We start from the raw sequence: 25,152 nt of genomic DNA, 5'->3' as shown, positions 1-25,152 counted from the left end.
ATGGGTGGTTTCCGCGTATCTATTCGATTCCTGCGGCACGTGGCACCACCCTCGCCACAGCGGCCCCACCGCCCGGGGGACCCGGGTTGACCGGGCCGGGTGGCGCCGGGACACCCGATCGGGCACCCCGGCGCCACCTGCCGCCGACTACCCCACGACCTGCCCGCGGAGCACCACCCGCCGCGGCGCGGCCAGCACCCGGACGTCCTCGCGCGGATCGCTGCCGTAGACCACCAGATCCGCCGGAGCGCCCTCGGTGAGGCCGGGGCGGCCCAGCCAGTCCCTGGCGCCCCAGGTGGTGGCGGAGAGGGCCGCCACGGCGGACAGACCGGCCTTGGTCAGCTCGGCGACCTCCTCGGCGACCAGGCCGTGGGCGAGCGAGCCGCCGGCGTCCGTACCGGCGAAGACGGGCACACCGGCGTCGTAGGCCGCCCGCACGGTGTCGTAGCGGCGTGCGTGCAGGCGCCGCATGTGGTCCGCCCAGCGCGGGAACTTTCCCTCACCGCCGTCCGCGAGCCGCGGGAAGGTGGCGATGTTGACGAGCGTGGGAACGATGGCGACGCCACGCTCCGCGAACAGCGGGATGGTGTCCTCGGTGAGCCCGGTGGCGTGCTCGATGCAGTCGATGCCGGCCTCGACCAGCGGGGCGAGGGAGTCCTCGGCGAAGCAGTGGGCCGTCACCCGGGCGCCCAGCCGGTGGGCCTCGGCGATGGCCGCCTCGACCGCCCCCTGGGGCCAGCAGGCCTCCAGATCGCCCGTGGAGCGGTCGATCCAGTCGCCGACGAGCTTGACCCAGCCGTCGCCGCGGCGGGCCTCCCGGGCGACATAGGCGACCAGGTCCTCGGGCTCGATCTCGTGCGCGTAGTTGCGGATGTAGCGCCTGGTGCGGGCGATGTGGCGGCCGGCCCGGATGATCCGCGGCAGATCCTCGCGGTCGTCGATCCAGCGGGTGTCGGACGGGGAGCCGGCGTCACGGATCAGCAGCGTGCCGGCGTCACGGTCGGTGAGCGCCTGCTTCTCGCTGGTGGGGGCGTCCACCGGACCGTGCGCGTCCAGGCCCACATGACAGTGCGCGTCGACCAGGCCGGGCAGTGCCCAGCCCGTCACGGTGGTGGCATCCCGTGCCATCACCGGCCGGTCGAAGGTGACCCGGCCGCCGACCACCCACAGCTCGTCGCGCACGTCGTCCGGCCCGACGAGGACCCTCCCCTTGAGGTGCAGCACCGCACCTTCGCTCATGGACGTCATAGGGGCACTTTAGGCGGCGGCACCGCCGGTGTGACCCGTGCGGTCACACCGGCTGCCCGGCAGCATTCCCCCGCCGTTTCCCGGACACCCGGCGCTGCGCCGCGCTTTTCGCCCCGGTCGCTCTCCGTAGACCTTCTGTACGTGCGGCGCACACTTCCGCGCAGGTTCTCCGCACGTTTTGGGACATCGTCTCGCACATGTTCTTACGGGTCTTGCCACGGGCTTGCCGCGCAGGTTTCGATGGGCCTTACGCCACGCCTTCCGGGGACGAATTCCCAATTACCCGCGCGTACAGCTTCCCGTATTCTTCTGCCCGCTTTTCCTCACCCCAAACGCCAAGATTTCGCTAGTGGCAAGTTCCGCAATTCGGACGGATCTCAGTGGTGTTACGGAGCTGTGACCGACTACACAACGTGTCCGTTTCGCCCCGAACATCCCCGTCAAATCGGGACATTCTGCGGTGGGATCGCGTGCACGGGCGCCCCCGCGCGATAACACATCTTCGGCGCTTCCGTAACCCCTGCCCACGATGCAATTTCCTTTTTCCCTGGGTAAATTTAATTTCTATGACCGCCGCACAAGCAGACCATGCAGGTGCCCGAAGCGATATCAGAGAATTGCCGGAGGGCTTCAAGCTCGACACCCCACGCGTGGAGGACGGAGCCGCGATCTGGCGTATCGCCCGCGACTCGAAGGCGTTGGACCTCAACTCCTCGTACAGCTACCTCCTGTGGTGTCGCGACTTCGCCGCCACCTCCGTCGTCGCCCGCGACACGGAGGGCGAGCCGGCCGCTTTCGTCACCGGATACATCCGCCCCGAGCGCCCGGAGACCCTCGTCGTCTGGCAGGTAGCCGTCGACGACGCGCACCGTGGCCAGGGGCTGGCGGCAGCACTCCTGGACGGGCTCGGCGCCCGTGCCAGGGACGAGCTGGGCATGCGCTTCGTCGAGACCACCATCACCCCCGACAACGCCGCATCCAACCGGTTGTTCGCGTCCTTCGCCGAGCGGCACTCAGTGCCGATCAAGCGCGAGGTGCTCTTCGACGCGGGGCTGTTCCCCGAGCAGGGCCACGAGCCGGAGGTCCTGCACCTCATCGGCCCGTTCGAGCCACCGGCCGGCCCGGAGCACTGACGCCTCCCAGGACCGCGCGGCCACCGCGCCGCAGCGGCCATGCGGGACCCGGCACCACACCCGCGACACCGCCGGCACCGCCCAGCCCCCCACAGACTTCCTGAACCTTTTCGCCACTCATCTCCCAGGAGCATGTTGTGACCATCACCCAGCCCGATCTGAGCGTCTTCGAGACCGTGGAGTCGGAGGTGCGCAGCTACTGCCGTAGCTGGCCCACCGTCTTCGACCGCGCGCAGGGCAGCCGCATGACCGACGAGGACGGCCACACCTACCTCGACTTCTTCGCCGGGGCCGGCTCGCTCAACTACGGCCACAACAACCCCGTGCTCAAACGCGCCCTGATCGACTACATCGAGCGGGACGGCGTCACCCACGGCCTGGACATGTCCACCACGGCCAAGCGGGCGTTCCTGGAGTCGTTCCAGAACATCGTCCTGCGGCCCCGCGACCTGCCCTACAAGGTCATGTTCCCGGGCCCGACGGGCGCCAACTCCGTCGAGGCCGCGCTCAAACTGGCCCGTAAGGTCAAGGGCCGCGAGTCGATCGTGTCCTTCACCAACGCCTTCCACGGCATGTCGCTGGGCGCGCTCGCCGTCACCGGTAACTCCATGAAGCGGGCCGGCGCCGGTATCCCGCTGGTGCACGGCACCCCGATGCCGTTCGACAACTACCTCGACGGCACCTACCCGGACTTCCTGTGGTTCGAGCGGCTGCTGGAGGACCAGGGCTCCGGCCTGAACACCCCCGCCGCCGTGATCGTCGAGACGGTCCAGGGCGAGGGCGGCATCAACGTCGCCCGTCCCGAGTGGCTGCGCGCCCTCGCGGACCTGTGCGAGCGCTGGGACATGCTGCTCATCGTCGACGACATCCAGATGGGCTGCGGCCGTACGGGTGCCTTCTTCTCCTTCGAGGAGGCGGGCATCGTGCCGGACATCGTCACCGTCTCGAAGTCCATCAGCGGCTACGGCCTGCCGCTCGCGCTCACGCTGTTCAAGCCTGAGCTGGACATCTGGGAGCCGGGCGAGCACAACGGCACCTTCCGCGGCAACAACCCGGCGTTCGTCACCGCCGCCGCGACGCTGGACACCTACTGGGCCGACGGCCAGATGGAGAAGCAGACTCTCGCCCGCGGTGAGATCGTCGAAGCACACCTCAAGGCCATCGCCGAGGAGCACCCGGACGCCATCGCCGAGTACCGCGGCCGCGGTCTGGTGTGGGGCATGGAGCTCAACGACAAGCCCGTCGCCGACAAGATAGCCAAGCGCGCCTTCGAGCTGGGTCTGCTGATCGAGACCTCCGGCCCGGAGAGCGAGGTCGTCAAGCTGCTGCCCGCGCTGACGACCACCCCCGAGGAGCTGGACGAGGGCCTTCGGATCCTCGCCCGCGCGGTCCGCGACTGCGTCTGACCACTCCAGAGCCCCTTACCGTTCCACAGAAAGGCACCGAGTCACCGTGATCGTCCGATCCTTCAAGGACATCGAAGGCACCGACCGCCACGTCAAGGCCAAGTCGGGCACCTGGGAGAGCAAGCGCATCGTGCTCGCCAAGGAGCGCGTCGGCTTCTCGCTGCACGAGACCACCCTGTACGCCGGGACGGAGACGTCGATGTGGTACGCGAACCACATCGAAGCCGTACTCTGCGTAGAGGGCGAGGCCGAGCTCACGAACGACGAAACCGGCGAGAAGCACCTCATCACGCCGGGCACGATGTACCTGCTCGACGGGCACGAGAAGCACACCATGCGGATCAAGAAGGACTTCCGCTGCGTCTGCGTCTTCAACCCGCCGGTCACCGGCCGCGAGGACCACGACGAGAACGGGGTCTACCCGTTGCTCACCGAGCCCGAGCCCGAGGCCGAGACGGTCTGAGGCGATCGGCACCCGCCTGCCCCGTCCGGCAGATGAGGAAGGCACGCCCACACGCACGGAAGCCAGAGCCCGTACGAGAGGAGAGGAAGGCAACACCATGACCACCGCACCCGAGCGCACCGCCGACCTGTACCCGACCCGTGGGACCGCTGAGGTCATCACCCCGCGGAAGGACCCGGTGGTGTGGTCGCAGCCCGGAACGGCCGGCCCGTTCGCGCCGTCCGAGCTGAGCGACTTCGAACGTGACGGCTTTTTCGCCATCGGGGAATTGCTCACGGCGGAAGAAGTCGCGGTGTACCGCGCCGAACTGGACCGTCTCGTCCTCGACCCGGCGATGCGCGCCGACCCGCGCTCCATCGTCGAGCCGAAGTCCGGCGACGTACGGACCGTGTTCGAGGTGCACAAGATCAGCGAGGTGTTCGCCAACCTGGTCTCCGACCCGCGTGTGGTCGGCCGTGCCCGGCAGATCCTCGGCTCGGACGTCTACGTCCACCAGTCGCGGATCAATGTGAAGCCCGGCTTCGGTGCCACCGGCTTCTACTGGCACTCGGACTTCGAGACCTGGCACGCCGAGGACGGTCTGCCGAACATGCGCACCGTGTCGGTCTCCATCGCGCTGACGGAGAACTACGACACCAACGGCGGCTTGATGATCATGCCCGGCTCGCACCAGCACTTCGTGGGCTGTGAGGGCGCGACGCCGAAGGACAACTACAAGCGGTCCCTGCAGATGCAGGACGCGGGCATCCCGTCGGACGAGGTGCTGACGAAGATGGCGGACAAGCACAGCATCCGTCTCTTCACCGGCAAGGCCGGCTCGGCGACCTGGTTCGACTGCAATGCCATGCACGGCTCGGGTGACAACATCACGCCGTACCCGCGCAGCAATGTCTTCATCGTCTTCAACAGCGTGGACAACGAAGCGGTGGAGCCGTTCGCGGCGCCGGTCCGGCGCCCCGAGTACATCGGAGCCCGGGACTTCACGCCGGTGAAGTAGTCACGGCGGGTTACGTACGGGTGGCGCGGCTGCCGCACAGCAGGGTCTGTGCGGCGGCCGCGCTTGTGTGACCGGCGGTTTCCGGTGCCCGCCGGTTTCCGGTGACCGGCGGTTTCCGGTGACCGGCGGTTTCCGGTGACCGGCGGTTTCCGGTGCCCGCCGGCAGTACGGGCGGAGTGCACCGGGCACCGCCCGTTACTGCCGGCGGTCGCTCAGGCGTCCAGCGCCGGGTAGTCGAGGTAGCCGGTGTCGTCGCCGCCGTAGAAGCTCGCCCGGTCGGGGGTGTTGAAGGGGCCGCCCTGCGCGAGCCGCCGGGGCAGGTCGGGGTTGGCGAGGAACTGCCGCCCGAAGGCCAGCAGATCGGCCGTGCCGTCCTCGACCAGCGGCAGGTCCTCGGGGCCGGTGGGGCGCCCCTCGTCGGCCGGGTTGAGGACGAAGGTCCCGGTGAAGTGCTTGCGCAGCCGGGCGATCAGCTCGTGGTCGGGGACGTCGCACAGATGCAGATAGGCCAGGCCGAGGGGTTCGACGGCCTGCAGCAGCGCAGTGTAGAGCGGCTCGGGTGCGGGCTCGTCGATGCCGTTGAAGGGGTTGCCCGGGGAGAGCCGCAGACCGGTGCGGTGGGCGCCGACCGCCTCGGCCACCGCGCGGGTGACCTCAAGGGCGAAGCGGATGCGGCCCTCGGCCGAGCCGCCCCAGTCGTCGGTGCGCAGATTGCTGTTGGGGGCGAGGAACTGGTGCACGAGATAGCCGTTGGCGCCATGGATCTCCACCCCGTCGAAGCCCGCCTCGACGGCGTTGCGGGCGGCGGCCGCGAACTGCTCGACGGTCGTGCGGATCTCGGCGTCGGTGAGCTCGTGCGGGGTGACGCAGTCCTTCATGCCGTCCTCGGTGAAGACCTGGCAGGCCGCGGCCACGGGGGACGGGCCGACCGGGACCAGCCCGTCCGGCAGCAGCACCGGGTGGCCGATCCGGCCGCCGTGCCACAGCTGCGCGAAGATCCGTCCGCCGGCGGTGTGCACCGCATCGGTCACCCGGCGCCAGCCGGCGATCTGCTCGGGCGTGTGCAGCCCGGGGGTGAAGGGGTAGCCCTGGCCCACGACGCAGGTCTGGCTGGCCTCGGTGACGATCAGCCCGGCCGAGGCGCGCTGGGTGTAGTAGGTGACCATCGAGTCGGTCGGCACCCCACCGCCCCGGGTGGCACGGTTACGGGTCATCGGTGCCATGACGATGCGGTTGGCGAGCGGGGTGCCGGCAAGGTCGACGGGATCGAACGCGGTGGTCACTGAGGGCCTCTCACATACTGCTCGGGACAAGATCGTTGCCCATTACATCAGCCGCCCCGACGCCCCGCGCCCGCCCCCTTTGTTCCCGGGCCTGGCTACCCCAGCAGGGACAGCAACCGGTCCACGTCGTCCGTCGAGTTGTAGAGGTGGAAGGCCGCGCGGAGCAGCCCGCCGCGCACCGCGATCCGCACACCCGCCTCGGTCAGCCGCTGCTCCGCGTCCGCGATCCCGGGGGTGGAGACGATCGCCGAGCCGGGCGCGGGGCAGGGCGTCAGACCGCGTTCGGCCAGCCCCGCGCGATACCGGTCGGCGAGCGCGGTGTTGTGGGCGTGGACGGCCGCCACGCCCAGCTCCTCCAGGAGGCCGAGGGACTGCTCGGCGCCCACATAGGAGAAGTAGGCGTGCGGCTCGTCGAAGCGCCGGGCGTCGGCCGCCGGCCGGATCAGGCCGTAGTTGGACGCGCCGAGATCCTCGCCGGCGACCCAGCCGGCGTGGAGGGCGGCGGGCCACTCCTCGCCCCGCCCGACGTCCCCACCGAACGCCATGAAGGTCGTCCCGCGCGGGCACAGCAGCCATTTGAAGGCCCCGGCGACGACGAAGTCGAAGTCGGCGGCACGCAGCGGCAGCCAGCCGGCGGCCTGGGTGATGTCGAGGTAGGTGCGTGCCCCGTGGGCCCGCGCCGCCTCGCGGACCGCCGCCATCTCGGCGATCCGCCCGTCCAGGGACTGCACGGCGCTGAAGGCGACCAGCGCGGTGCCGGGGCGCACCGCATCGGCGAGCGCCTCCAGCGGCACGGTGCGCAGCTTGATCCCCGGCCGGGCGGCGAGCGGATTGAGCAGGGAACTGAAGTCGCCCTCGGGGGCGAGTACTTCGGCACCGTCCGGGAGCGAGGCGGCGACGAACGCGGACTGCACCGCGACCGAGCTGCCGACGGCGACCCGCTCGGCGGGGACGTCCAGCAACCGGGCGAAGGCGGCACGGGAGGCCCCGGCGGCGGCGAAGTAGTCGCGGCCCATGGTGCCGTAGGAGGCGGATTCCTCGACGGCAGCGCGCAGGGCGGCGGCGCTGCGCGCCGGGAGGAGCCCGCTGGAGGCGGAGTTCAGATAGGTCGTCTCGGGCTCGAATTCCGCCCCGCCGAGTGGCGCACGTCGCTGCATGCCCCCACTGTGCTCGGCACATCGCGCCACGTCCATGCCGAATCCGCCGGGCCGGAGCGCAACCGTTCCTCATCGGCGCAGGTCACGCCGGGCGCGGGCGGACCGCCCCGGCTCCCTTCGCGGCTCACGTCCCGGGCACGGCGCAGCCGTCGTCACCACACACCCCGGCCTGGCCGGCCTCGTCGGCGTCGCCGGCCGCCGGCATCCGCACCGTGCCGTCGGCGTGCGCGCGCTCCAGGGCCTGCCGGAAGACCTCGGCGGGCTGACCGCCGGAGATGCCGTAGCGGCGGTCGATGACGAAGAACGGCACACCGGTGGCGCCCAGCTCAGCGGCCGCACGCTCATCGGCCCGTACCTCTGGCGCATACGCCCCGGGGTCGGCGAGCACCCGGTCGGCCTCCTCGGCGGGCAGCCCCGCACCCACGGCGGTCTCGCGGAGCACGGCGGGGTCGCCGAGCGTCCTGGCCTCGGCGAAGTTGGCGCGGTAGAAGGCGTCGAGCACGGCGTTCTGCACGCCGTACGCGGCGGCGGCGTGCAGCAGCCGGTGCAGGTCGAAGGTGTTGCCGTGGATCCGGTCGGAGCGGTAGTCCAGCCCCTCCGCGGCGGCCGCCTCTGCTACCCGGGCCTCCATCGCCTCGGCCTGCTCACGGCTCACCCCGTACTTGGTGGCGAGCATGTCGAGCACGGGGATGTCGGTGGCGGCCGGCGCCTTCGGGTCCAGCTCGAAGGAGCGGTGCACCACCTCGACCCCGTCGCGGTGCGCGAAGGCGGCGAGCCCGGCCTCGAAGCGGGCCTTGCCGATGTAGCACCAGGGGCAGGCGATGTCGGACCAGATTTCGACGCGCATGAGCTGACTTTCCTCGTCGTGGATGTGTCGGGGTGCAACCTCGGGGCGCGGCGGGCTATTCCCGGGCGGCTTACTTCCATCGGGATGCGCGAGTGGGTGCGTGTGGAGAAGACGCGCACCAGTTGCCGCCGCCCGGACACCCCCGGTGTAACGGTAAGCATCAACACCGTGGGCGGGGTGGGCACCTTCATCGAGACGGAAGCCAACCGGGCCACGGCCGAGGGAGCCGCCGACCTGGTCGAGGAGGTGGACAAGGGGTTGGGCGTACGGGGGCTTCCGACGGTCGCTCTCCCCGACCGGGACCTGGTGCTGGGGCAACGGATGAGCCGGCCCCCGCTTCAGCAGCCCGTCCCACCGGTTTCCCGGGGGCGGCCAACTGTTTCGCGGGTAGCGGCCGGGCATGACCTCGCCACAGGGATTCCTCGGGTTCTGGGAGACGACCGGGTCCGCCAAGACCTTCACCCATCCGCTCGATCCGGCGCTGCTGGACGACTACGTACCGCGGAGCGCGCGGGTGCTGGACTACGGCTGCGGCTACGGGCGGCTGACCGCCGAGCTGGCCGGGCTCGGGTACGGCGCGGTCCGCGGGGTGGATGTCTCGGCGGCGCCGATCGCGCGGGGGCGGCGGGAGCATCCGGAGCTGGGGCGGCTGGTCCGGCCCGGCGGGGTGCGGTATCCGAGCGATGTGCCGCTGCAGGGCGATGTGCTCAACCGGGAGCGGTATGCCCGGTTCGCGGAGCGCTACGGGACGTACGGGGTCTTCGAGACGCCCGATGGCGGGGTGTTCCGGCACCATCCGCCGGAGCGCTTGCGCGGGCTGCTGCGGGAGGCGGGCTTCTCGGTGCGGAAAGAGCGGGCCGGCGTGGTGGACACGCTGGACGTGCGGACGCCGGAGCGGCTGCAGATCATCGCCCGCAGGGAGCAGGCCGCGGCGGGGCCGGAGCCGTCGCCGGGGCCGGAGCCGTCGCCGGGGCCGGCGTCCGGGGCGGGGCACCGGCGAGGGCCGCGGAGAACGCGGGTGCCCGGTGGGAGGCGGCGCGGGCGCCGGTGTGCAGGGCGGCGATCGCCGCCAGGCCGACGGGAGGTGCCGCACGGACCTGGACGGCGGCCTCGTCGGTGGTCGGGAGCACGGTGTCTACGCGCCCTCGGCACGGTCGTCGACCCGGCGTGGCAGACCGAGCGGATTGTCCTCGCGCAGCTCGGGCGGCAGCAGCGCGGGCGGGGTGTTCTGGTAGGCGACCGGGCGCAGCCAGCGCTCGACGGCGGTGCCGCCGACAGAGGTCGAGGTGGAGGTCGTCGCCGGGTAGGGGCCGCCGTGGTGCTGGGCGGGGGCGACGGCGACACCGGTCGGCCAGCCGTTGACGACCACCCGGCCGGCGAGCGGGGTGACCTCGGCCAGCAGCCGGGCGCCGCGGCCCCCGTCGTCGCGGCCGGCGCTCTCCGCGTCGCCGAGCTGCAGGGTCGCGGAGAGGTTGCCGGGCAGCCGGGCGAGTACGGCGCCGATCTCGGCCTCGTCGGTGTAGCGGGCGACGACGGTGACCGGGCCGAAGCACTCCTCCAGGAGGAGGTCGTGCGGCCCTTCGGCGGCGAGGCGGGCGGCCGGCACGGAGAGGAAGCCGGCGCTGACGGTGTGCTCGCTGCCCGCGCCCGGGGTCACCGGCGCCTCGACGTCGGGGAGCTCGGCGCGGGTGCGGACACCGTCGAGGAACGCCTGCCGCATCCGGTGGTCGAGCAGCACCCCGGCCTCGGTGTCGCTGACCGCGTCGGTCAGCGACTCCAGCAACCGCTCACCCGCCGCGCCGTCGGGCGCCAGGACCAGGCCCGGCTTGACGCAGAACTGGCCCACGCCGAGCGTCATCGCAGCGGCCAGCCCGGCACCGATCTGCTCGGCGCGCTCCCCGGCCGCGGCCTCGGTGATCACGACGGGGTTGAGGCTGCCCAGCTCGCCGTGGAAGGGGATGGGGTGCGGGCGGGCCGCGGCCGCGTCGTACAGGGCGCGGCCGCCGCGCACCGAGCCGGTGAACCCGGCCGCGGTGATCAGCGGATGGCGCACCAGGTCGATACCGGCCTGGAAGCCGTGCACCAGGCTCAGCACGCCCTCCGGCAGGCCGGCCTCGGCGGCGGCACGGCGCAGCAGCGCGGCGCACAGCTCGGAGGTGGCCGGGTGGTCCGGGTGTGCCTTGACGACGACCGGGCAGCCGGCCGCGAGGGCGCTGGCGGTGTCGCCGCCCGGTACCGAGAAGGCGAGCGGGAAGTTGCTGGCGGAGTAGACCGCGACCGGGCCCAGCGGGATCTTGTAGCGGCGCAGGTCGGGCCGGGGCGGGGTGAGGCCGGGGTCGGCGTGGTCGATCCGTACGTCGAGGAACGCGCCCTCCTGTACGAGGTCCGCGAAGGCCCGCAACTGGTAGGTGGTGCGGCCGAGTTCGCCGGTGAGCCGGCCGGGGCCGAGCGCGGTCTCGGCGTCGGCGGCCTCGATGACCGCCTCGCCCGCCTCGTCGAGCAGATCGGCGGCGCGGCGCAGCAGCGCGGCGCGTACGGCACGGTCGGCGAGCGCGTCCCGGGCGGCGTGGGCCGCGCGGACCACGGTATCCACCTCGTCGGCTGTGGCCTCCACCGCAACCTGTTCCCGCTGCTTCCCGGTTCGGGGATCGACGCTCCAGACTGATGCTGCTGTCACCGTGCATTCCTCCCGGGCGATGCCTGCCGAGTCTTTCCGAGTCCTGCCGCACATCGGATTGCGTTCGATATGCTGAACGCTGTCCCAGATGGTGAACAACCGGGACTCTATGGCTGTCCGAACAGAGGGGTCAAGGGCGATGCCAGCTGCCGAGACCGGTGGATCTCAGGTCAAATCCGCGGTGCGGACGGTGGAGTTGCTCGAGTACTTCGCAGGTCGCCCCGGTATGCACAGTCTGGCCGCTGTCCAGGAAGCCGTCGGCTACCCGAAATCCAGCCTCTACATGCTGCTGCGCACCCTGGCCGACCTGGGCTGGGTCGAGACCGACGCCACCGGCACCCGCTACGGTATCGGTGTCCGCGCGCTGCTGGTCGGCACGTCGTACATCGACGGCGACGAGGTGGTCGCCGCGGCCCGGCCGACACTGGACCGGCTCTCCGACGACACCACCGAGACCATCCACCTCGCCCGCCTGGACGGCACCAACGTCGTCTACCTCGCCACCCGTCAGTCGCAGCACTATCTGCGCCCCTTCACCCGCGTCGGCCGGCGGCTGCCCGCGCACTCGACCTCGCTGGGCAAGGCGCTGCTCGCCACGTACACCGACGACCAGGTGCGGGCGATGCTGCCGCCGGCCCTCGCGCAGCTCACCGAGCACACCCTCAGCGACCGCGAGCAGCTGATCGAGGAGCTGCATGCGGTGCGCGAGCAGGGCTATGCGGTCGACCGCGAGGAGAACACCCTGGGCCTGCGCTGCTTCGGCGTCGCGATCCCCTACCGCACCCCGGCCCGGGACGCGATCAGCTGCTCGGTGCCGGTGGCCCGGCTGACCCCGGCCCATGAGCAGCTGATCAAGGACACCCTGTTCGACGCCCGCGACCGGCTGACGCTGGCCGCCCGGAGGCTGTGAGGCGGCCCCGTGCCGGTCCCGACGACGATCACCCCGCCGTACGGCGGTGACGATGCGGCGGCGGGGTGGCGGGGGACAGTGAGTGGGTCTTGATCCAGCTTCCTACCGTTTCCCTACAGCGAATGCCGTCCGTGCCTACAGCCTTGCCCTGCAGCCGGAGGAGTCCCCGCCCATGACCGCGCCCCGCACCGTCCTGCTCACCGGCGCCGCCGGCGGGCTCGGCACCCTGATGCGTGAGCTGCTGCCGCCCTACGGGTACCGGCTGCGCCCCTTCGACCAGCGGCCCGTCGACACCACGGCCGGCGAACCGGACGCGATCACCGCCGAGTTGGCCGACACCGAGGCACTGCGCGACGCGATGCGCGGGGTCGACGCGGTGATCCATCTCGCCGGCATCTCCCTGGAGGCCGACTTCGAGCAGATCCTGCGCGCCAACATCGAGGGCACGTACCGCCTGTACGAGGCGGCGCGCGAGGCGGGCGTCCGCCGCATCGTCTTCGCCTCCTCCCACCACGCCGTCGGCTTCACCCCGCGCCCCGCGGACGGCTCCGGCGCCATCTCCGTCGGCACACCCCGCCGCCCCGACACCTACTACGGGCTGTCCAAGGGGTTCGGTGAGGATCTGGCCTCGCTCTACCGGGATCTGCACGGCATCGAGACCGTCTCGGTCCGCATCGGCTCCTGCTACCCCGAGCCGACCTCGGTGCGGATGCTGTCCATCTGGCTGAGCCCGGCCGACTGCGCACGGCTGCTGCACGCGTCGCTCACCGCGCCGGACGTGGGGCACACCGTCGTCTACGGCTCCTCCGCCAACACCCGCCTGTGGTGGGACCTGTCGACCGCCCGCGCCCTGGGGTACGCACCGCAGGACGACTCCGAGCCGTACGCGGCACGGCTGATCGCCGCGCAGGGCGCACTGGACCCGGAGAACCCCGAACACGCCTTTCTCGGGGGCGCCTTCTGCACCGACCCGCCCCGGTGGCCGCGCTGACACGCCCGCCCCGGTGGCCGCACTGACGGTCCCGCCCGGTGGTCGCTCCGAGGGCCCGCACAGTGGTCACTCCGAGGGGCCCGGCCGGTGGTCACCCTGAGGGCCCCGCCCGGTGCGGCACCGCCACCGTGCAGCCCGGCCGTACGAACGTGTCCCCTGCCACCCGCGGAACCCCCGCCGCCCGGCCGGCGTCCTGGTCTGTGTACCCACCCACCGCGCAGGAACGAGGAACGCATCATGGGCATCGTCAGCTGGCTCGTACTCGGGCTGATCGCGGGCATCATCGCGAAGGTCCTGCTGCCGGGGCGGGACCCGGGCGGCATCGTCGGCACGACCCTGATCGGCATCGTGGGGTCCTTCCTCGGCGGCTGGCTCTCCACCAAATTCCTGCACCGCCCGATCCCCAAGGACTTCGGCGAACCGTCCATGTGGATCGCCTCGATCGCCGGCGCACTGGTCCTGCTGATCGCCTACCGGCTGCTCTTCGGCAACTCCCGCGAACGCCGGTGACCGGGCCCGGCGGCCATCGGACCGCAGGTAATGGAACCGCAAAGGCGAGCCGATCGTTGAGCCCGGCATGACCGCTATGACTCCTGGCTCGAACCTCCCGCTCAACGCCGTGCGGGTGGCGGTGGACGTCACCGCCCCCGTGCGGCTGGACGTGTCGGGCCTGCTGCTCGCCGCCAACGGCAAGGTGCGCTCCGACGACGACTTCGTGTTCTACAACCAGCCCAGCGGACCGGGCGTGACCCACTCCGCGGCGGCCGGCGGCGGCGACACCATCACGGTGGACACCGCCGCGGTCCCCGAGGGCATCGAGAAGATCGTGGTCACCGCGAGTCCGGACGCCGCCGGCGCGACCTTCGCCGGCACGGAGCCGACCGGCACGGTCCGCAACGCCGACGACGGCAGCGTCATCGCCTCCTTCACCCCGCCGCAGCTGGGCCCCGAGACCGCGCTGGTGGTCGTCGAGATCTACCGCCGGGGCGGTGTCTGGAAGGTCCGCGCGGTCGGCCAGGGCTATGCCAACGGCCTGGCGGGGATCGCCACCGACTTCGGCGTCAGTGTGGAGGAGCCGGCCGCTCCCGCCGCCCCGCAAGCGCCCGCCGCCCCGCAGGCTCCCGCCGCCCCGCAAGCGCCCGCCGCTCCCCCGGCCCCCGCAGGCCAGTGGGGGCCGCCCGCGGGCGCCCCGGCTCCGGCCGCCCCGCCGTCGGCCCCCACCCCCGCCGCCCCGGCGCCGGGCTCCGGCAAGGTCAACCTCGACAAGGGCCGGGTCAGCCTGCAGAAGAACCAGACCGTGTCGCTGGTCAAGGGCGGCCGCCCGCTGCTCACCTCGGTCACGATGGGCCTCGGCTGGGAGCCGGCCTTCCGCGGCAAGAGCATCGACCTGGACGCCTCGGTCATCGCCTACGGCCCGGACCGCAAAAAGGTCGACAACTGCTTCTTCGGCAAGCTGATGATCCTGGGCGGTGCGATCCAGCACTCCGGCGACAACCTCACGGGCGAGGGCGCCGGCGACGACGAGGCGATCACCGTCCACCTGGGCGGAGTGCCCCCGGAGGTGACGGGCCTGGTCTTCGTCGTGAACTCCTTCTCCGGCCAGAAGTTCTCCGACGTCGCCAAGGCGTACTGCCGCCTGGTGGACGCCCAGAGCGGCGAGGAACTGGTCCGCTTCGACCTCACCCACGCCGAGCCGCGCACGGGCGTGATGATGGCCAAGCTCATCCGCCAGTTCTCCGGCGAGTGGGAGATGACCGCACTGGGCGAGTTCGTCGACGCCCGTACGGTGCGCGGCATGGCCAAACCCGCCGCACAGGCCCTGTGAGCCGCTGACGCCCACTGACGCCCACCGTCCCTGACGGGCCCCGGGCCCGTCAGGGACGGCACCCCTGGCACTGCTGGCACCCCTGGCACCCGGCACCCGGCACCCCGCCCCCGGCTCTGCGCCCGATCGGGGCGCCGTGGGCATCGGGACGCCCGGCGGCGGTCTTCCCCGGTGCAGGAACCGCCCAGTACCGAACTTCCCTGGTGCGGGAACGGCCCAGGACCGAACTTCCCTGGTGCGGGAACGGCCCAGGACCGAAAATTGTGCCGTCCCCACCCGCAAAGCTCACCGTCTCTCCCCACCGTCCGCCTCCGCCCGCCCCGCCCGTTCCCCTTCCCGCCACGCCCTTTGGCCCCGCGCCACCCACGGCCCAGCCCGTCCCGGCGCGTCCCCACGGCACGCACGAGGAGCGTTCGATGACGCAGCAGCAGCCGCCGCCGGCCGGACCCGCGGATCCCCCGGACGGTCCAGTGCCCCCGGACCTTCCCGACCGGGTCGCGCTGACCTACGGCGAGCTCGACCTCAGCACCGTCCCCGCTTTCGCCGGCGGCTTCATCAATTTCGGCTACTGGACGGGCCTGCCCGGCCCCGCCGGCCGGCCGCTGACCGAGGCCGACCGGGTGCGCAGCGAGCAGGATCTCTACCGCCTGGTGCTCGGCACCTTCGACCGGCCGCAGGGCCGCACCGCCCTGGACGTCGGCTGCGGACGCGGGCTGGGCTCCGCGCTGGCGCTGCGGGAGTTCGGCCTGGGCACGGTCATCGGCATGGACGCACACCCCGACCAGATCGCCCGTGCCCGGGAGGCGAACGCCGCGCTGCTCGCCCCCTCCTCGGACTCCTCCGGGCGGCTGGAGTTCCGCCAGGGCGCAGCCCAGCGCATCCCGCTCCCCGACGGCTGTATCGACTGCCTCTTCTCCGTGGAGGCGGCGCAGCACTTCCGCGATCTGGCCGGGTTCGCCCGGGAGGCGGCACGGGTCCTTCGCCCGGGCGGCCGGCTGGCGCTGACGACCTTCTTCGCCCGCACCCGGGCGGCCGCCCCGTTGCTGCCCGCCATGCTGCCCCCGTACGCCGAGGGCCTGGACGTCCCACATGTGGTCGGCGAGGTCACCGACACGCTGACCGCGGCGGGTCTGCACGAGGTCCGGGTCCGGTCCATCGGCGACGGCGTCTGGGAGCACTACGACCGCTATATGGCCCAGCAGCCCGAGCTCCGCGACGAGTGGCCGCGCCGCTACCTGACGGCGTATGAGACCGGACTGCTGGACTACTACGTGCTCACGGCCTGCGCGGGCTGAGGCACCCGCCCCGTCGCCGCCGGGTACGGCTACCAGGCGCTACCGCTGACGGCCCTACCGCTCACGGCGCTACCGCTGACGGCGCTGCCGCTTCCAGGGGCCGGTGATGGCCAGCATGATGCCGGGCTCCTGGATGTTGGCGAACAGCGTGCGCCCGTCCGGGGAGAACACCGGCCCGGTGAACTCGCTGAACTCCGGCTCGTCCGCGGTGCCGATGTTGAGGTCGTTGCGGGCGATCGGGTAGGTCCGGCCGTCGTCGGTGGCCCCGAAGAGGTGCTGGACGCCCTCGCCGTCCTCGGCGATGATCAGCCCGCCGTAGGGCGAGACGGTGATGTTGTCGGGACCGTCCAGCGGACCGTCCTTCGAAGGATCCTGGTTGACGCCCAGCAGCACCTTCAGCGTCAGGGTCCGCCGCCGCGGGTCGTAGAACCAGACCTGGCCGTCGTGCTGGACCGGGCTCTCGTCACGGGCGTACGAGGACACCACGTACGCGCCGCCGTCCGCCCACCACAGGCCCTCCAGCTTGCGGGCGCGGGTGACCTCGCCGTCCTTGAACTGCTTGCGCACCGAGACCTTGCGGGCGTCGCGGTCGGGGACCTCGACCCAGTCGACGCCGTAGACGGTGCCGGCCTTGGTGGCGCGCGAGAGGTCGTCGACGAAACGGCCGCCGGAGTCGAAGCACTTGAAGGCCTCCAGCACGCCGGCGTCATCGGCCAGCGTGCGCAGCGCTCCGCGGCCGTGCCGGAATCCGTGCGGCGGGGTCCAGCGGTAGAACAGGCCGTTGGGGGTGTCGGCGTCCTCGGTCAGGAAGAGGTGACCGCGCTTGGGGTCGACGACCACCGCCTCGTGGGCGTAGCGCCCCAGCGCCTTGACCGGCTTGGGGTTGCGGCCCGCCCGGCGGTCGTACGGGTCGACCTCGAAGGCATAACCGTGGTCCTTGGTCATGCCGTGCTGGCCGGCCTTGTCCTCGTTCTCCTCGCAGGTGAGCCAGGTGCCCCACGGGGTGGTCCCGCCCGCGCAGTTGGTGGACGTACCGGCGATGCCGACCCACTCGCCGACCGGCGTACCGTCCTTGGCGACCTCGACGACGGTGCAGCCGCCGGACGCCGCCGGGTCGTAGACCAAGCCCTCGGCCAGCGGCACCGGGTGCGGCCAGTCGGCGCGCGGACCCTTCAACTCGTGGTTGTTGACGAGGAGGGTGGTGCCACGGTGGCCCGCGAAGGTGCCGGTGCCGTCGTGGTTGGAGGGGGTGGACTCGCCGCTGTCGAGCTTGGTGACACCGGTCCGCGTGATGATCTTGTACGAGAACCCGGCGGGCAGCGCGAGGATGCCGTCCGGGTCCGGGACCAGCGGGCCGTAGCCGATGCCATGACCGTGGCCGTCCGCCGCATCGCCCTGGCCGGCGTCCGGTACCTCCTCGGCGAGGGCCCCGGGCGCGGTGGCCAGCACCCCGACGCTCCCGGCCAGCGTGACCCCCGCGCCGGCGAGGGCGGAGCGCTTGGCGAAGTCTCTGCGGGTGAGCGGCATTGTCATCTCCTGGATGGCCGGTTTCTTCATCCCTGTGCCTGCGCCGCACACGCTCTCGTGCGTCGTCGAACTCCAGTTGAACGCCGTGCGACATCCAGGAAGCAGTTGGGGCCGGTGCGGCGGATCGGGACCGGGCCGGTCCTGATCCGCCGCACCGGCCCCGGGCGCAGGGGGTCTCTCCCCTGGGTGGTCCGCCCCGGCCGTGCCCGGTGTTCCGCTAGCCGGACTGCCGCGACCGCGCCTTGAACGCCGCCTTGCGGGCCTCCTTGGCCGCCTTCTTGTCCGGGTGCAGCCGGCCCATGACCTCCAGGACGTCGGCGGTGGCCGGGTGGTCCACCCGCCAGGCCGTGTCGAAGAACCCGCTGTGCTGCTCGGTCAGGCCCTGCACCAGGTCGCGCAGCTCGCCCGTGGCGTCCTCCTCGGCGCTGTCCAGCTGCGCCGCGATGGTGTCCACCGTGAGCCAGAAGATCATCTCCTGGGACGGCTCGGGGATGCCGGGCAGCGCCCGCTCGGCGAGCCAGACCCGGGCCAGGCCGCCGAGCTGCCGGTCGTCGAGCACCTCGCGCAGCGCGGCCTCGGCGTCCGGCGAGACCAGCGAGAGGGTCTGCTGGGCGGCCAGCCGGCGCCGCGGGGCGCAGTCGTCGTCGCCGCGGGCGGCGGTGAGCAGGTCCCGTGCGGCGTCCAGGGGCGTACGGGCCGCGAGCCACAGCTCGGACTCGGCCTGGGCGAGCGCCTCGGGGTAGTCGGGCAGCGCCTCCAGGAGGACATCGGCGCCCTTGTCGGCGAGGTCGCCGACCGCCGGGGCAGCCACCCCCGCGTCCAGCATCCGGGCGCGTACCGCGTAGACGCCGAGCGGGGTGAGGCGGACCAGACCGTAGCGGGAGACGTCCTCGTCCGTCAGCGGCCCCGCTGCGGAGGTCCCCTCGGAGGGTTCCTGGGCAAGGACCCTCTCGCCGTCCTCGTCGAGCTCCTCGATGAGCGCCTCGTCGACGGGCTGGTAGGCGACCAGACCGATCGGCTCCAGCACCCGGAACTGGTCGTCCAGGCGCATCATCGCCTCGGAGACCTCTTCGAGGACGTCGTCGGTGGGCTCGTCCATATCGTCCGGGACGATCATGGAGGCGGCCAGCGCGGGCAGCGGAACCTCCTGGTCAGGGCTCTCGTTCAGAGCCGTGAGCAGATAGAGGTTGCCGAGGATGCCGTCCAGCAGCTCGGCCTCCTCCTCCGGGTTCCAGTCGATCGCGTCCAGGTCGAGTTCGCCGCCCTCGGTGAGCTGGTCGGCGAGGTCGGCGAGGTCGGGGGCGGCCGCATCGGCGAGCACGGTCTCCATACCGCCCAGCCAGATGTCGAGGATGTCCTGCGGGCTGCCGGAGGTGAGCAGGCCGAGCTCCTCGCCGGGCGTGGCGAGGCCGGCGGCGGCGTCGTCGGGGAGGTCGGTACCGTCCTCGTCGTCGGTGCTCTCCTCGATCTCCACGAGTCCGGTGTCCACCGCCAGCTGCCAGGCCTCGGCGGTGTAGGCGGCGCCGTCCTCGTCGCCGGCCAGGCCCAGGTGCTCGGTGGCGGCGGCCAGCGGCTCGTCGAGGATCTGGCCGCCGACGCCGACCGGTACGCCCCGTTCGGCCCAGCGGGCGAGCTTCGCGGCCCGGGCCAGCAGGGGGGCGCTCAGCGCGTCCCTGGCCAGTTCCGCTTCGGAGTGCAGCCGCACCGGCGGCAGGGTGGGGCGGTCGGCGGACATCGGGTGCTCAGCTCCTCGGACGGACTACGGCTGGGGTACCTCCCAGCCGTAGCTGGGGGAGTGCGCCGCCCAAGCGTAGACGGAATTCGCCGTAACCCGGACGGTTCACCTTCGCGTCCCCTGCCGGTCACCGGGAGAAGCTTGACAACTCCCCTGTGTGCGCAAGAGATTGACGCAGATCGACGCGCGTAGCGCGCGCCGGTCCGGCTCCGCACGCACCTTCACCGGCCACCCCCCATATCCCTCGGAGGCATCCATGCCGTCCCGTCGTTCGCTCCGCAGACCGGTCACCCTCGGCGCGGTGGTCTGTGCCGCCCTGGCCGGCGGACTGCTGACCGCCACGCAGTCCGCCTCCGCCGCCGGCACCCGGATCCACGACATCCAGGGCAGCACCCGCATATCCCCGCTGGCCGGACAGCAGGTCAGCGAGGTGCCCGGCACCGTCACCGCGATCCGCTCGTTCGGCTCGGCGCGCGGCTTCTGGGTGCAGGATCCGCACCCGGACAAGAACCCCGCCACCAGCGAGGCGGTCTTCGTCTTCACCGGAAAGGAGACGCCGAAGGTCGCCGTCGGCGATGCGCTCACGCTCTCCGGCACGGTCAGCGAGTACTACCCGGGCGGCAAGGACGCCGGTCTGCAGTCCGTCACCGAGATCACCGACGCGACCTGGAAGACCACCTCCTCCGGCGCCCCGCTGCCGGCCGCCTTCAAGCTCAACCCGGCCTCGGTGCCGAATCGTTACGCCCCCTCCGCGGGCGGCAAGAGCATCGAGTCGCTCAAGCTGCGCCCCGCCTCGTACGCCCTGGACCGCTATGAGTCTCTGGAGGGCATGCGGGTCTCCGTCTCGAATGCCCCGGTCGTCGGCCCGACCAGCAGCTACCACGAGCTGTGGGTGACCGCCGAGCCCGGCCACGACCGCACCACCCGCGGCGGGACGCTCTACCGCTCGTACGCGGACCCCAACGGCGGCCGGGTCAAGGTGGCGTCCCTGATCCCCTTCTCGCAGCAGCCGTTCCCGGTCGCCGACGTCGGCCAGGCGCTGTCCGGCACCACCGCCGGGCCGCTGGACTACGACAACTTCGGCGGCTACACCCTGCAGGCCACCGAGCTGGGCAAGGTCACCGGTCAGAGCCCCACCCCGGAAACCACCCGCAAGCAGAAGCCCGACGAGCTGGCGGTGGCCACCTACAACGTCGAGAACCTCTCCCCCGCCACCCCGCAGGCCAAGTTCGACCGGCTGGCGAAGGCGCTGGTGCAGAACCTGTCCTCCCCCGATGTCGTGGCGCTGGAGGAGGTCCAGGACGACAGCGGCCCCAAGGACAACGGCGTGATCACCGCCGGGGAAACCCTCAAGAAGCTGACCGAAGCCGTCAAGGCGGCCGGCGGTCCGGCGTACGAGTGGCGGCAGATCGACCCGGTCAACGACCAGGACGGCGGGCAGCCCGGCGGCAATATCCGCACGGCATTCCTGTTCAACCCCGAGCGGGCGTCCTTCACGGACATCAAGGGCGGCGACGCGACCACCCCGGTGAAGGTGGTCGACGACCACGGCAAGGCCTCGCTGTCCGCGTCCCCCGGCCGGATCGCGCCCACCGACGAAGCGTGGAAGACCAGCCGCAAGCCTCTTGTCGGCCAGTTCTCCGCGAAGAGCCGTCCCGGCAGCCGGGTGTTCGTGATCGCCAACCACTTCAACTCCAAGGGCGGCGACCAGGGCCTGGACAGCCGTTTCCAGCCCCCGGCCCGCAGCTCCGAGACCCAGCGCACCGCCCAGGCCCGCCTGGTCAACACCTTCGTCAAGGATCTGCTGGCCAAGGACCCGAAGGCCGGTGTGGTGGTGGCCGGTGACCTCAACGACTACCAGTTCTCGCCGGCCCTGAAGGACCTCACCGCCGGCGGTGTGCTCACCGACCAGGTGGGCCGGCTGCCGGCCGCCGAGCGCTACGGCTATGTCTACAGCGGCAACTCACAGGTGCTGGACCACATGCTCACCAGCCGTCCGCTGACGCGGTCCGCCTACGACATCGTGCACCTCAACGCCGAGTACGCCGATCAGGCCAGCGACCACGATCCGCAGGTGCTGCGCATCAAGCCGTAGTCCGCGGCATGTCACCCCGTGTGACACTGCGGTCACCCGCCTGGCCCACGCCGGGGGGCCAACTGCCGCGGGGGGTGCGGTACTGGGAATGTAAGAAACATTCGGCGAGACATAGGGAGTCATCATGCCGAAGTCCCAGAACCGTAAGTCGGGCAACAAGGACCGTGCCGCCGAACGGCGCACCGACCAGCGGAAGCCGAAGTCGTCGGAGGAGTCCGCTTCCGAGCGGACCCAGGACCTGAAGCGTTCGCGGAATGGCCTGACTGGCGCGTGATGGGCCTGTGATGCCCGAGCGGCCGTCGCACCGGAAGGCGCGGCGGCCGCTTCGCGTTCCCGGCACACACGCTGGACGTAGCGCTGCTTAACACATCAGCCAGCACAACTAAGTGGACGTGAAATATGAGGCGCCCCCAGACTCCTGGCATGGAGACCATGACCACTCCCCTCGCACCCCCGGTGGCCGCACCGCCCTTCGGTCGTGTCGCGACCGCCATGATCACCCCGTTCACCGCCGACGGAGCGCTCGACGCCGACGGCGCCCAGCGGCTCGCCACCCATCTCGTCGACGACGGCGGCTGCGACGCACTGGTACTGAGCGGCACCACCGGGGAATCCCCGACGACCTCGGACGCCGAGAAGGAGACCCTGCTGCGGGCCGTGGTCGAAGCCGTCGGCGACCGGGCCCGGATCACCGCCGGAATCGGCACCAGCGACACCCACCACTCCGCCGCCCTGGCCCGCAGCGCCGAACGGGCGGGCGCACACGGCCTGTTGGTGGTCACGCCCTACTACTCACGGCCCACCCAGGAGGCCGTCGCCCACCACCTGCGGACGGTCGCGGACGCCACCGGACTGCCGGTGATGCTCTACGACATCCCCGGCCGCACCGGCACCGCACTGGCCGCCGGAACGCTGCTGCGGCTGGCCGCCCATCCGCGGATCGCGGGGGTCAAGGACTGCGCCTACGACCCGCTGAAGTCGGCGAAGGTACTGGCCGCAACGGGCCTGGCCTACTACGCGGGCTGCGACGAACAGATCCTGCCGCTCCGTGCGCTCGGCGGCTCCGGCTGTATCAGCACCGCCGGCAATGCCGCGCCGCGGGCGGTGCGCGCCGTACTGGACGCCTTCGATGCCGGTGACACGGCCGAGGCGACCCGCCGTCAGCTCGCGCTGATCCCGCTCATCGAGGCGGTGACCGGCGGCGAGGACCCCGGCGCGGTCACCGTGAAGGCGCTGCTCAACCACCTCGGCCTGCCCGCGGGGCCGGTCCGCGGCCCGCTGCTGGCGGCGGATGCCGAGCTCACCAGGCGGCTGGCGGATGCGCTGCAGACGGCCCTGGACCGGACTGCGGACGGGGAGACCGCTGCGGTGCCGGCGACTGTCCCTGGCTAGCGGGGAAGGGCGCGGGCGCCGCCCCGAAGCCGGCCGGCGCGCCCTGCTGCCCGTACGGCGCGCCCGGCCGGCCGTACGGCGCACCCGGCTGCCCGTACGGCGCACCGTCGGCCGGGTCGTGTCCCGCCGCGGCTTCGCCCCGGTCCGGCGCGGGCGGCTCCTCCTCGTCCGGCACCAGGTCCCGTACCAGCAGCGTCGCGCCGGCCACCGCGCCCGGCATCAGCGCCACCGCGACGAACGGGATCAGGAACAGCAGTACGACCGGGGTGCCGAAGCCGACCGCGAGCGCCTTACGGCCCCGCAGCAGCCGCAGCCGCTCCCGCACCGGAATGTCCCGGCGCTGCATGGCCACCGAGGTCAGCTCGACGGCGAGGAAGAAGCCGGAGACGCAGAAGCCGATGGCGGGGATCACGGTCTGCCCGAGGAAGGGCACGAACCCGAGGGCGAACAGCAGGATCCCGAAACCGGCGGCCCGCAGCAGCACATGGACGCTGTCGCGCAGGGCGATCCAGATCTCCTGCCACAGCGGGCGGTCCGGGGCCGGCGGGCAGTGTCCCTCGGACTGCTCGACCTTCTCCGACAGCGACTCGTAGAAGGGGTCGCCGATCAGCAGGGTGACGGCGGTGAACGTCAGCACCGACAGCATCAGCCCGCCGGCGAACAGCAGCGCCACGAACACTCCGCGCAGCAGCCCCTGCCAGGGCGAGCCCCAGCCATCGGCGAACGGCGTCGCCCAGGCCGCGATATCGCCGGACCAGAGGGCGAGCACGGTGAGCACCGCGGCGTACAGCACCAGCGCGATCAGCGCCGGAATCAGCCCGAATCCCCACCACCGGCCGTGCTGGGCGACCCAGCGCTGCCCCTTACCCAGATACCGCATCCCCGCTGCAAGATCACGCATAACGCAAAGCCTAGCGGCGTCCGGCCGGGGCCGGGACGGGGGCGGTACCCAGGCGCGCGGAGACCGTGCAGAGACCATGCGGAGACCGTGCGGAGGCGGCAACGGAAGCGGCCCGGCGGATTCTCCCGCCGGGCCGCTGACCCTGCCATGACCGGGCGCCACGCACGGCCGGTGGTGCACGGCCGGTGGTGCACAGTCACCCGTGGCCGTGCGCTCACCCGCGGCCGCGCGCTCAATGATGGCTGTGCGCCATGCCGGGCAGGGCGCTCAGTTGTGGCTGTGCAGCACCTCGTTGAGGCCGCCCCAAGTCGCCTTGTTCGGGCGGGCCTCGACGGTGCCGGTGGTGGAGTTGCGGCGGAAGAGGATGTTGTCCGCGCCGGAGAGCTCCAGGGCCTTGACGATCTGGCCGTCGGGCAGCGTGACCCGGGTACCGGCCGTCACGTACAGCCCCGCCTCGACGACGCACTCGTCGCCGAGCGCGATGCCGATGCCCGACTCCGCGCCCAGCAGGCAGCGCTCGCCGATGGAGATGATCTGCTTGCCGCCGCCCGAGAGGGTGCCCATGGTGGAGGCACCGCCGCCGATGTCGGAGCCGTCGCCGATGACCACGCCCGCGCTGATCCGGCCCTCGACCATGGAGGTGCCCAGCGTCCCGGCGTTGAAGTTGACGAAGCCCTCGTGCATGACGGTGGTACCGGCCGCGAGGTGCGCGCCCAGGCGCACCCGGTCGGCGTCCGCGATCCGCACCCCGGTGGGCGCGACATAGTCGGTCATCCGGGGGAACTTGTCGATGCTGGTGACCATCAGGTGCAGCCCCTCGGCGCGGGCGTTCAGCCGCACCGTCTCCACCTGGTCGACGGCCACCGGGCCCAGCGAGGTCCAGGCGACGTTGGACAGCAGCCCGAACATGCCCTCCAGGTTCTGCCCGTGCGGCTTGACCAGCCGGTGGCTGAGCAGGTGGAGGCGCAGGTAGGCGTCGTGCGCGTCCAGCGGCTTGTCGTCGAGGGAGGAGATGACCGTACGGACGGCGACGACCTCGACATCACGGACCGGGTCGGGGCCGATCGCCTTGAGCACGGCGGCGCCCAGGAGTTCGGTGGCGCGCTCGTCGTCGAGGCGCTCGGTGCCGGCCGGACCGGGCGCACCGACCAGCTCGGGCGCCGGGAACCAGGTGTCGAGAACGGTGCCGTCGGAGGTGACGGTGGCGAGCCCGGCGGCGACGGCGCCGGTAGTACGGGAAACAGCAGCATCGGTCATGTCCGAAACCTAA

General features: G+C 71.9%; 22 protein-coding genes. 12 read left to right on the top strand and 10 right to left on the bottom strand.

Translation table 11 applies throughout. The features are described 5' to 3' along the window. Positions 1–147 precede the first annotated feature (147 nt). Positions 148–1,239 carry an amidohydrolase family protein gene (locus ACF088_RS26425; protein ID WP_392378370.1) on the bottom strand — a complete coding sequence of 364 codons (1,092 nt, stop codon included), beginning with the start codon at positions 1,237–1,239 and terminating at the stop codon, positions 148–150. 575 nt (positions 1,240–1,814) lie between these two features. On the opposite strand from ACF088_RS26425, the gene ectA reads away from it, so the two are divergent. The 4 genes from ectA (at position 1,815) to thpD (ending at position 5,247) form a co-directional block, all read left to right on the top strand. Continuing rightward, complete coding sequence (ectA, locus tag ACF088_RS26420) at positions 1,815–2,381, top strand: diaminobutyrate acetyltransferase (protein ID WP_392378297.1); 567 nt, start codon at positions 1,815–1,817, stop codon at positions 2,379–2,381. Between the two features lie 137 nt (positions 2,382–2,518). Then, complete coding sequence (ectB, locus tag ACF088_RS26415; protein ID WP_392378296.1) at positions 2,519–3,787, top strand: diaminobutyrate--2-oxoglutarate transaminase; 1,269 nt, start codon at positions 2,519–2,521, stop codon at positions 3,785–3,787. Between the two features lie 46 nt (positions 3,788–3,833). Further along, positions 3,834–4,250 carry an ectoine synthase gene (locus ACF088_RS26410; RefSeq protein WP_392378295.1) on the top strand — a complete coding sequence of 139 codons (417 nt, stop codon included), beginning with the start codon at positions 3,834–3,836 and terminating at the stop codon, positions 4,248–4,250. Positions 4,251–4,347: 97 nt separating this feature from the next. Continuing rightward, on the top strand, positions 4,348–5,247 hold the full coding sequence (thpD, locus tag ACF088_RS26405; protein ID WP_392378293.1) for an ectoine hydroxylase: 900 nt from the start codon (positions 4,348–4,350) through the stop codon (positions 5,245–5,247). A gap of 212 nt (positions 5,248–5,459) precedes the next feature. On the opposite strand, the gene ACF088_RS26400 is transcribed toward thpD, so the two are convergent. The 5 genes from ACF088_RS26400 to ACF088_RS26380 form a co-directional block, all read right to left on the bottom strand. After that, positions 5,460–6,530: an alkene reductase gene (locus ACF088_RS26400; RefSeq protein WP_392378292.1), complete on the bottom strand. Its 1,071-nt coding sequence runs from the start codon at positions 6,528–6,530 to the stop codon at positions 5,460–5,462. Positions 6,531–6,625: 95 nt separating this feature from the next. Beyond that, positions 6,626–7,687: an aminotransferase class V-fold PLP-dependent enzyme gene (locus ACF088_RS26395; RefSeq protein ID WP_392378290.1), complete on the bottom strand. Its 1,062-nt coding sequence runs from the start codon at positions 7,685–7,687 to the stop codon at positions 6,626–6,628. Positions 7,688–7,811: 124 nt separating this feature from the next. Beyond that, positions 7,812–8,534: a DsbA family oxidoreductase gene (locus ACF088_RS26390; protein ID WP_392378289.1), complete on the bottom strand. Its 723-nt coding sequence runs from the start codon at positions 8,532–8,534 to the stop codon at positions 7,812–7,814. Between the two features lie 905 nt (positions 8,535–9,439). Further along, a complete protein-coding gene (locus ACF088_RS26385; protein ID WP_392378288.1) occupies positions 9,440–9,664 on the bottom strand; it encodes a hypothetical protein in 225 nt (74 codons plus the stop codon). Between the two features lie 5 nt (positions 9,665–9,669). After that, positions 9,670–11,211: an aldehyde dehydrogenase (NADP(+)) gene (locus ACF088_RS26380; protein ID WP_392378287.1), complete on the bottom strand. Its 1,542-nt coding sequence runs from the start codon at positions 11,209–11,211 to the stop codon at positions 9,670–9,672. Between the two features lie 139 nt (positions 11,212–11,350). Between ACF088_RS26380 and ACF088_RS26375 the strand changes: the two genes are divergently transcribed. The 5 genes from ACF088_RS26375 to ACF088_RS26355 all read left to right on the top strand — a co-directional run bounded on the left by ACF088_RS26375 (position 11,351) and on the right by ACF088_RS26355 (position 16,232). Then, complete coding sequence (locus tag ACF088_RS26375) at positions 11,351–12,121, top strand: IclR family transcriptional regulator (RefSeq protein WP_392378286.1); 771 nt, start codon at positions 11,351–11,353, stop codon at positions 12,119–12,121. Between the two features lie 172 nt (positions 12,122–12,293). Continuing rightward, positions 12,294–13,112 (top strand): NAD-dependent epimerase/dehydratase family protein, encoded by an 819-nt coding sequence (locus ACF088_RS26370; RefSeq protein ID WP_392378285.1) that lies wholly within the window; start codon positions 12,294–12,296, stop codon positions 13,110–13,112. A gap of 237 nt (positions 13,113–13,349) precedes the next feature. After that, the gene (locus tag ACF088_RS26365; RefSeq protein ID WP_159480269.1) at positions 13,350–13,622 is read left to right on the top strand and encodes a GlsB/YeaQ/YmgE family stress response membrane protein; all 273 of its coding nucleotides are present in this window, start codon (positions 13,350–13,352) and stop codon (positions 13,620–13,622) included. Positions 13,623–13,698: 76 nt separating this feature from the next. Further along, a complete protein-coding gene (locus ACF088_RS26360; RefSeq protein WP_392378369.1) occupies positions 13,699–14,937 on the top strand; it encodes a TerD family protein in 1,239 nt (412 codons plus the stop codon). A gap of 416 nt (positions 14,938–15,353) precedes the next feature. Beyond that, on the top strand, positions 15,354–16,232 hold the full coding sequence (locus ACF088_RS26355) for a class I SAM-dependent methyltransferase (protein WP_392378284.1): 879 nt from the start codon (positions 15,354–15,356) through the stop codon (positions 16,230–16,232). Between the two features lie 69 nt (positions 16,233–16,301). On the opposite strand, the gene ACF088_RS26350 is transcribed toward ACF088_RS26355, so the two are convergent. Both ACF088_RS26350 and ACF088_RS26345 read right to left on the bottom strand, forming a co-directional pair. Continuing rightward, entirely contained in the window at positions 16,302–17,759 is a 1,458-nt protein-coding gene (locus tag ACF088_RS26350; RefSeq protein ID WP_392378283.1) for an alkaline phosphatase PhoX, read from the bottom strand. A 217-nt stretch (positions 17,760–17,976) separates the two neighbouring features. Continuing rightward, entirely contained in the window at positions 17,977–19,494 is a 1,518-nt protein-coding gene (locus ACF088_RS26345) for a hypothetical protein (protein ID WP_392378282.1), read from the bottom strand. A 256-nt stretch (positions 19,495–19,750) separates the two neighbouring features. Here ACF088_RS26345 and ACF088_RS26340 point away from each other — a divergent pair, with 256 nt between their 5' ends. From ACF088_RS26340 to dapA, 3 genes are all read left to right on the top strand, one after another. Beyond that, positions 19,751–21,589, top strand: coding sequence for an endonuclease/exonuclease/phosphatase family protein (locus tag ACF088_RS26340; RefSeq protein ID WP_392378281.1), 1,839 nt, complete (start codon positions 19,751–19,753; stop codon positions 21,587–21,589). A 124-nt stretch (positions 21,590–21,713) separates the two neighbouring features. Further along, positions 21,714–21,863 carry a hypothetical protein gene (locus tag ACF088_RS26335; RefSeq protein ID WP_176956553.1) on the top strand — a complete coding sequence of 50 codons (150 nt, stop codon included), beginning with the start codon at positions 21,714–21,716 and terminating at the stop codon, positions 21,861–21,863. Positions 21,864–22,012: 149 nt separating this feature from the next. Continuing rightward, positions 22,013–22,981 (top strand): 4-hydroxy-tetrahydrodipicolinate synthase, encoded by a 969-nt coding sequence (gene dapA / locus ACF088_RS26330; protein ID WP_392378280.1) that lies wholly within the window; start codon positions 22,013–22,015, stop codon positions 22,979–22,981. On the opposite strand, the gene ACF088_RS26325 is transcribed toward dapA, so the two are convergent. Both ACF088_RS26325 and dapD read right to left on the bottom strand, forming a co-directional pair. Next, positions 22,890–23,882 carry an EI24 domain-containing protein gene (locus ACF088_RS26325; protein ID WP_392378279.1) on the bottom strand — a complete coding sequence of 331 codons (993 nt, stop codon included), beginning with the start codon at positions 23,880–23,882 and terminating at the stop codon, positions 22,890–22,892. The two genes, dapA and ACF088_RS26325, sit on opposite strands and share 92 nt — an antisense overlap. A 267-nt stretch (positions 23,883–24,149) precedes the next feature. After that, positions 24,150–25,139 carry a 2,3,4,5-tetrahydropyridine-2,6-dicarboxylate N-succinyltransferase gene (dapD, locus tag ACF088_RS26320; RefSeq protein WP_392378278.1) on the bottom strand — a complete coding sequence of 330 codons (990 nt, stop codon included), beginning with the start codon at positions 25,137–25,139 and terminating at the stop codon, positions 24,150–24,152. Positions 25,140–25,152 lie beyond the last annotated feature (13 nt).

It is taken from the genome of Streptomyces sp. NPDC015125 (genome assembly GCF_043080045.1).
Taxonomy (GTDB): domain Bacteria; phylum Actinomycetota; class Actinomycetes; order Streptomycetales; family Streptomycetaceae; genus Streptomyces.
The sequence above is the reverse complement of the archived record's forward strand: the minus strand, read 5'-3'. Positions and strand labels throughout refer to the sequence as shown.

Coding starts and splice junctions, on each gene's coding strand:
- ACF088_RS26425 (WP_392378370.1), bottom strand. CDS start 1,239: ATGAGCGAAGGTGCGGTGCTGCACCTCAAGGGGAGGGTCCTCGTCGGG.
- ectA (WP_392378297.1), top strand. CDS start 1,815: ATGACCGCCGCACAAGCAGACCATGCAGGTGCCCGAAGCGATATCAGA.
- thpD (WP_392378293.1), top strand. CDS start 4,348: ATGACCACCGCACCCGAGCGCACCGCCGACCTGTACCCGACCCGTGGG.
- ACF088_RS26395 (WP_392378290.1), bottom strand. CDS start 7,687: ATGCAGCGACGTGCGCCACTCGGCGGGGCGGAATTCGAGCCCGAGACG.
- ACF088_RS26390 (WP_392378289.1), bottom strand. CDS start 8,534: ATGCGCGTCGAAATCTGGTCCGACATCGCCTGCCCCTGGTGCTACATC.
- ACF088_RS26375 (WP_392378286.1), top strand. CDS start 11,351: ATGCCAGCTGCCGAGACCGGTGGATCTCAGGTCAAATCCGCGGTGCGG.
- ACF088_RS26370 (WP_392378285.1), top strand. CDS start 12,294: ATGACCGCGCCCCGCACCGTCCTGCTCACCGGCGCCGCCGGCGGGCTC.
- ACF088_RS26365 (WP_159480269.1), top strand. CDS start 13,350: ATGGGCATCGTCAGCTGGCTCGTACTCGGGCTGATCGCGGGCATCATC.
- ACF088_RS26360 (WP_392378369.1), top strand. CDS start 13,699: ATGACTCCTGGCTCGAACCTCCCGCTCAACGCCGTGCGGGTGGCGGTG.
- ACF088_RS26355 (WP_392378284.1), top strand. CDS start 15,354: ATGACGCAGCAGCAGCCGCCGCCGGCCGGACCCGCGGATCCCCCGGAC.
- ACF088_RS26350 (WP_392378283.1), bottom strand. CDS start 17,759: ATGCCGCTCACCCGCAGAGACTTCGCCAAGCGCTCCGCCCTCGCCGGC.
- ACF088_RS26345 (WP_392378282.1), bottom strand. CDS start 19,494: ATGTCCGCCGACCGCCCCACCCTGCCGCCGGTGCGGCTGCACTCCGAA.
- ACF088_RS26340 (WP_392378281.1), top strand. CDS start 19,751: ATGCCGTCCCGTCGTTCGCTCCGCAGACCGGTCACCCTCGGCGCGGTG.
- ACF088_RS26335 (WP_176956553.1), top strand. CDS start 21,714: ATGCCGAAGTCCCAGAACCGTAAGTCGGGCAACAAGGACCGTGCCGCC.
- dapA (WP_392378280.1), top strand. CDS start 22,013: ATGGAGACCATGACCACTCCCCTCGCACCCCCGGTGGCCGCACCGCCC.
- ACF088_RS26325 (WP_392378279.1), bottom strand. CDS start 23,882: ATGCGTGATCTTGCAGCGGGGATGCGGTATCTGGGTAAGGGGCAGCGC.
- dapD (WP_392378278.1), bottom strand. CDS start 25,139: ATGACCGATGCTGCTGTTTCCCGTACTACCGGCGCCGTCGCCGCCGGG.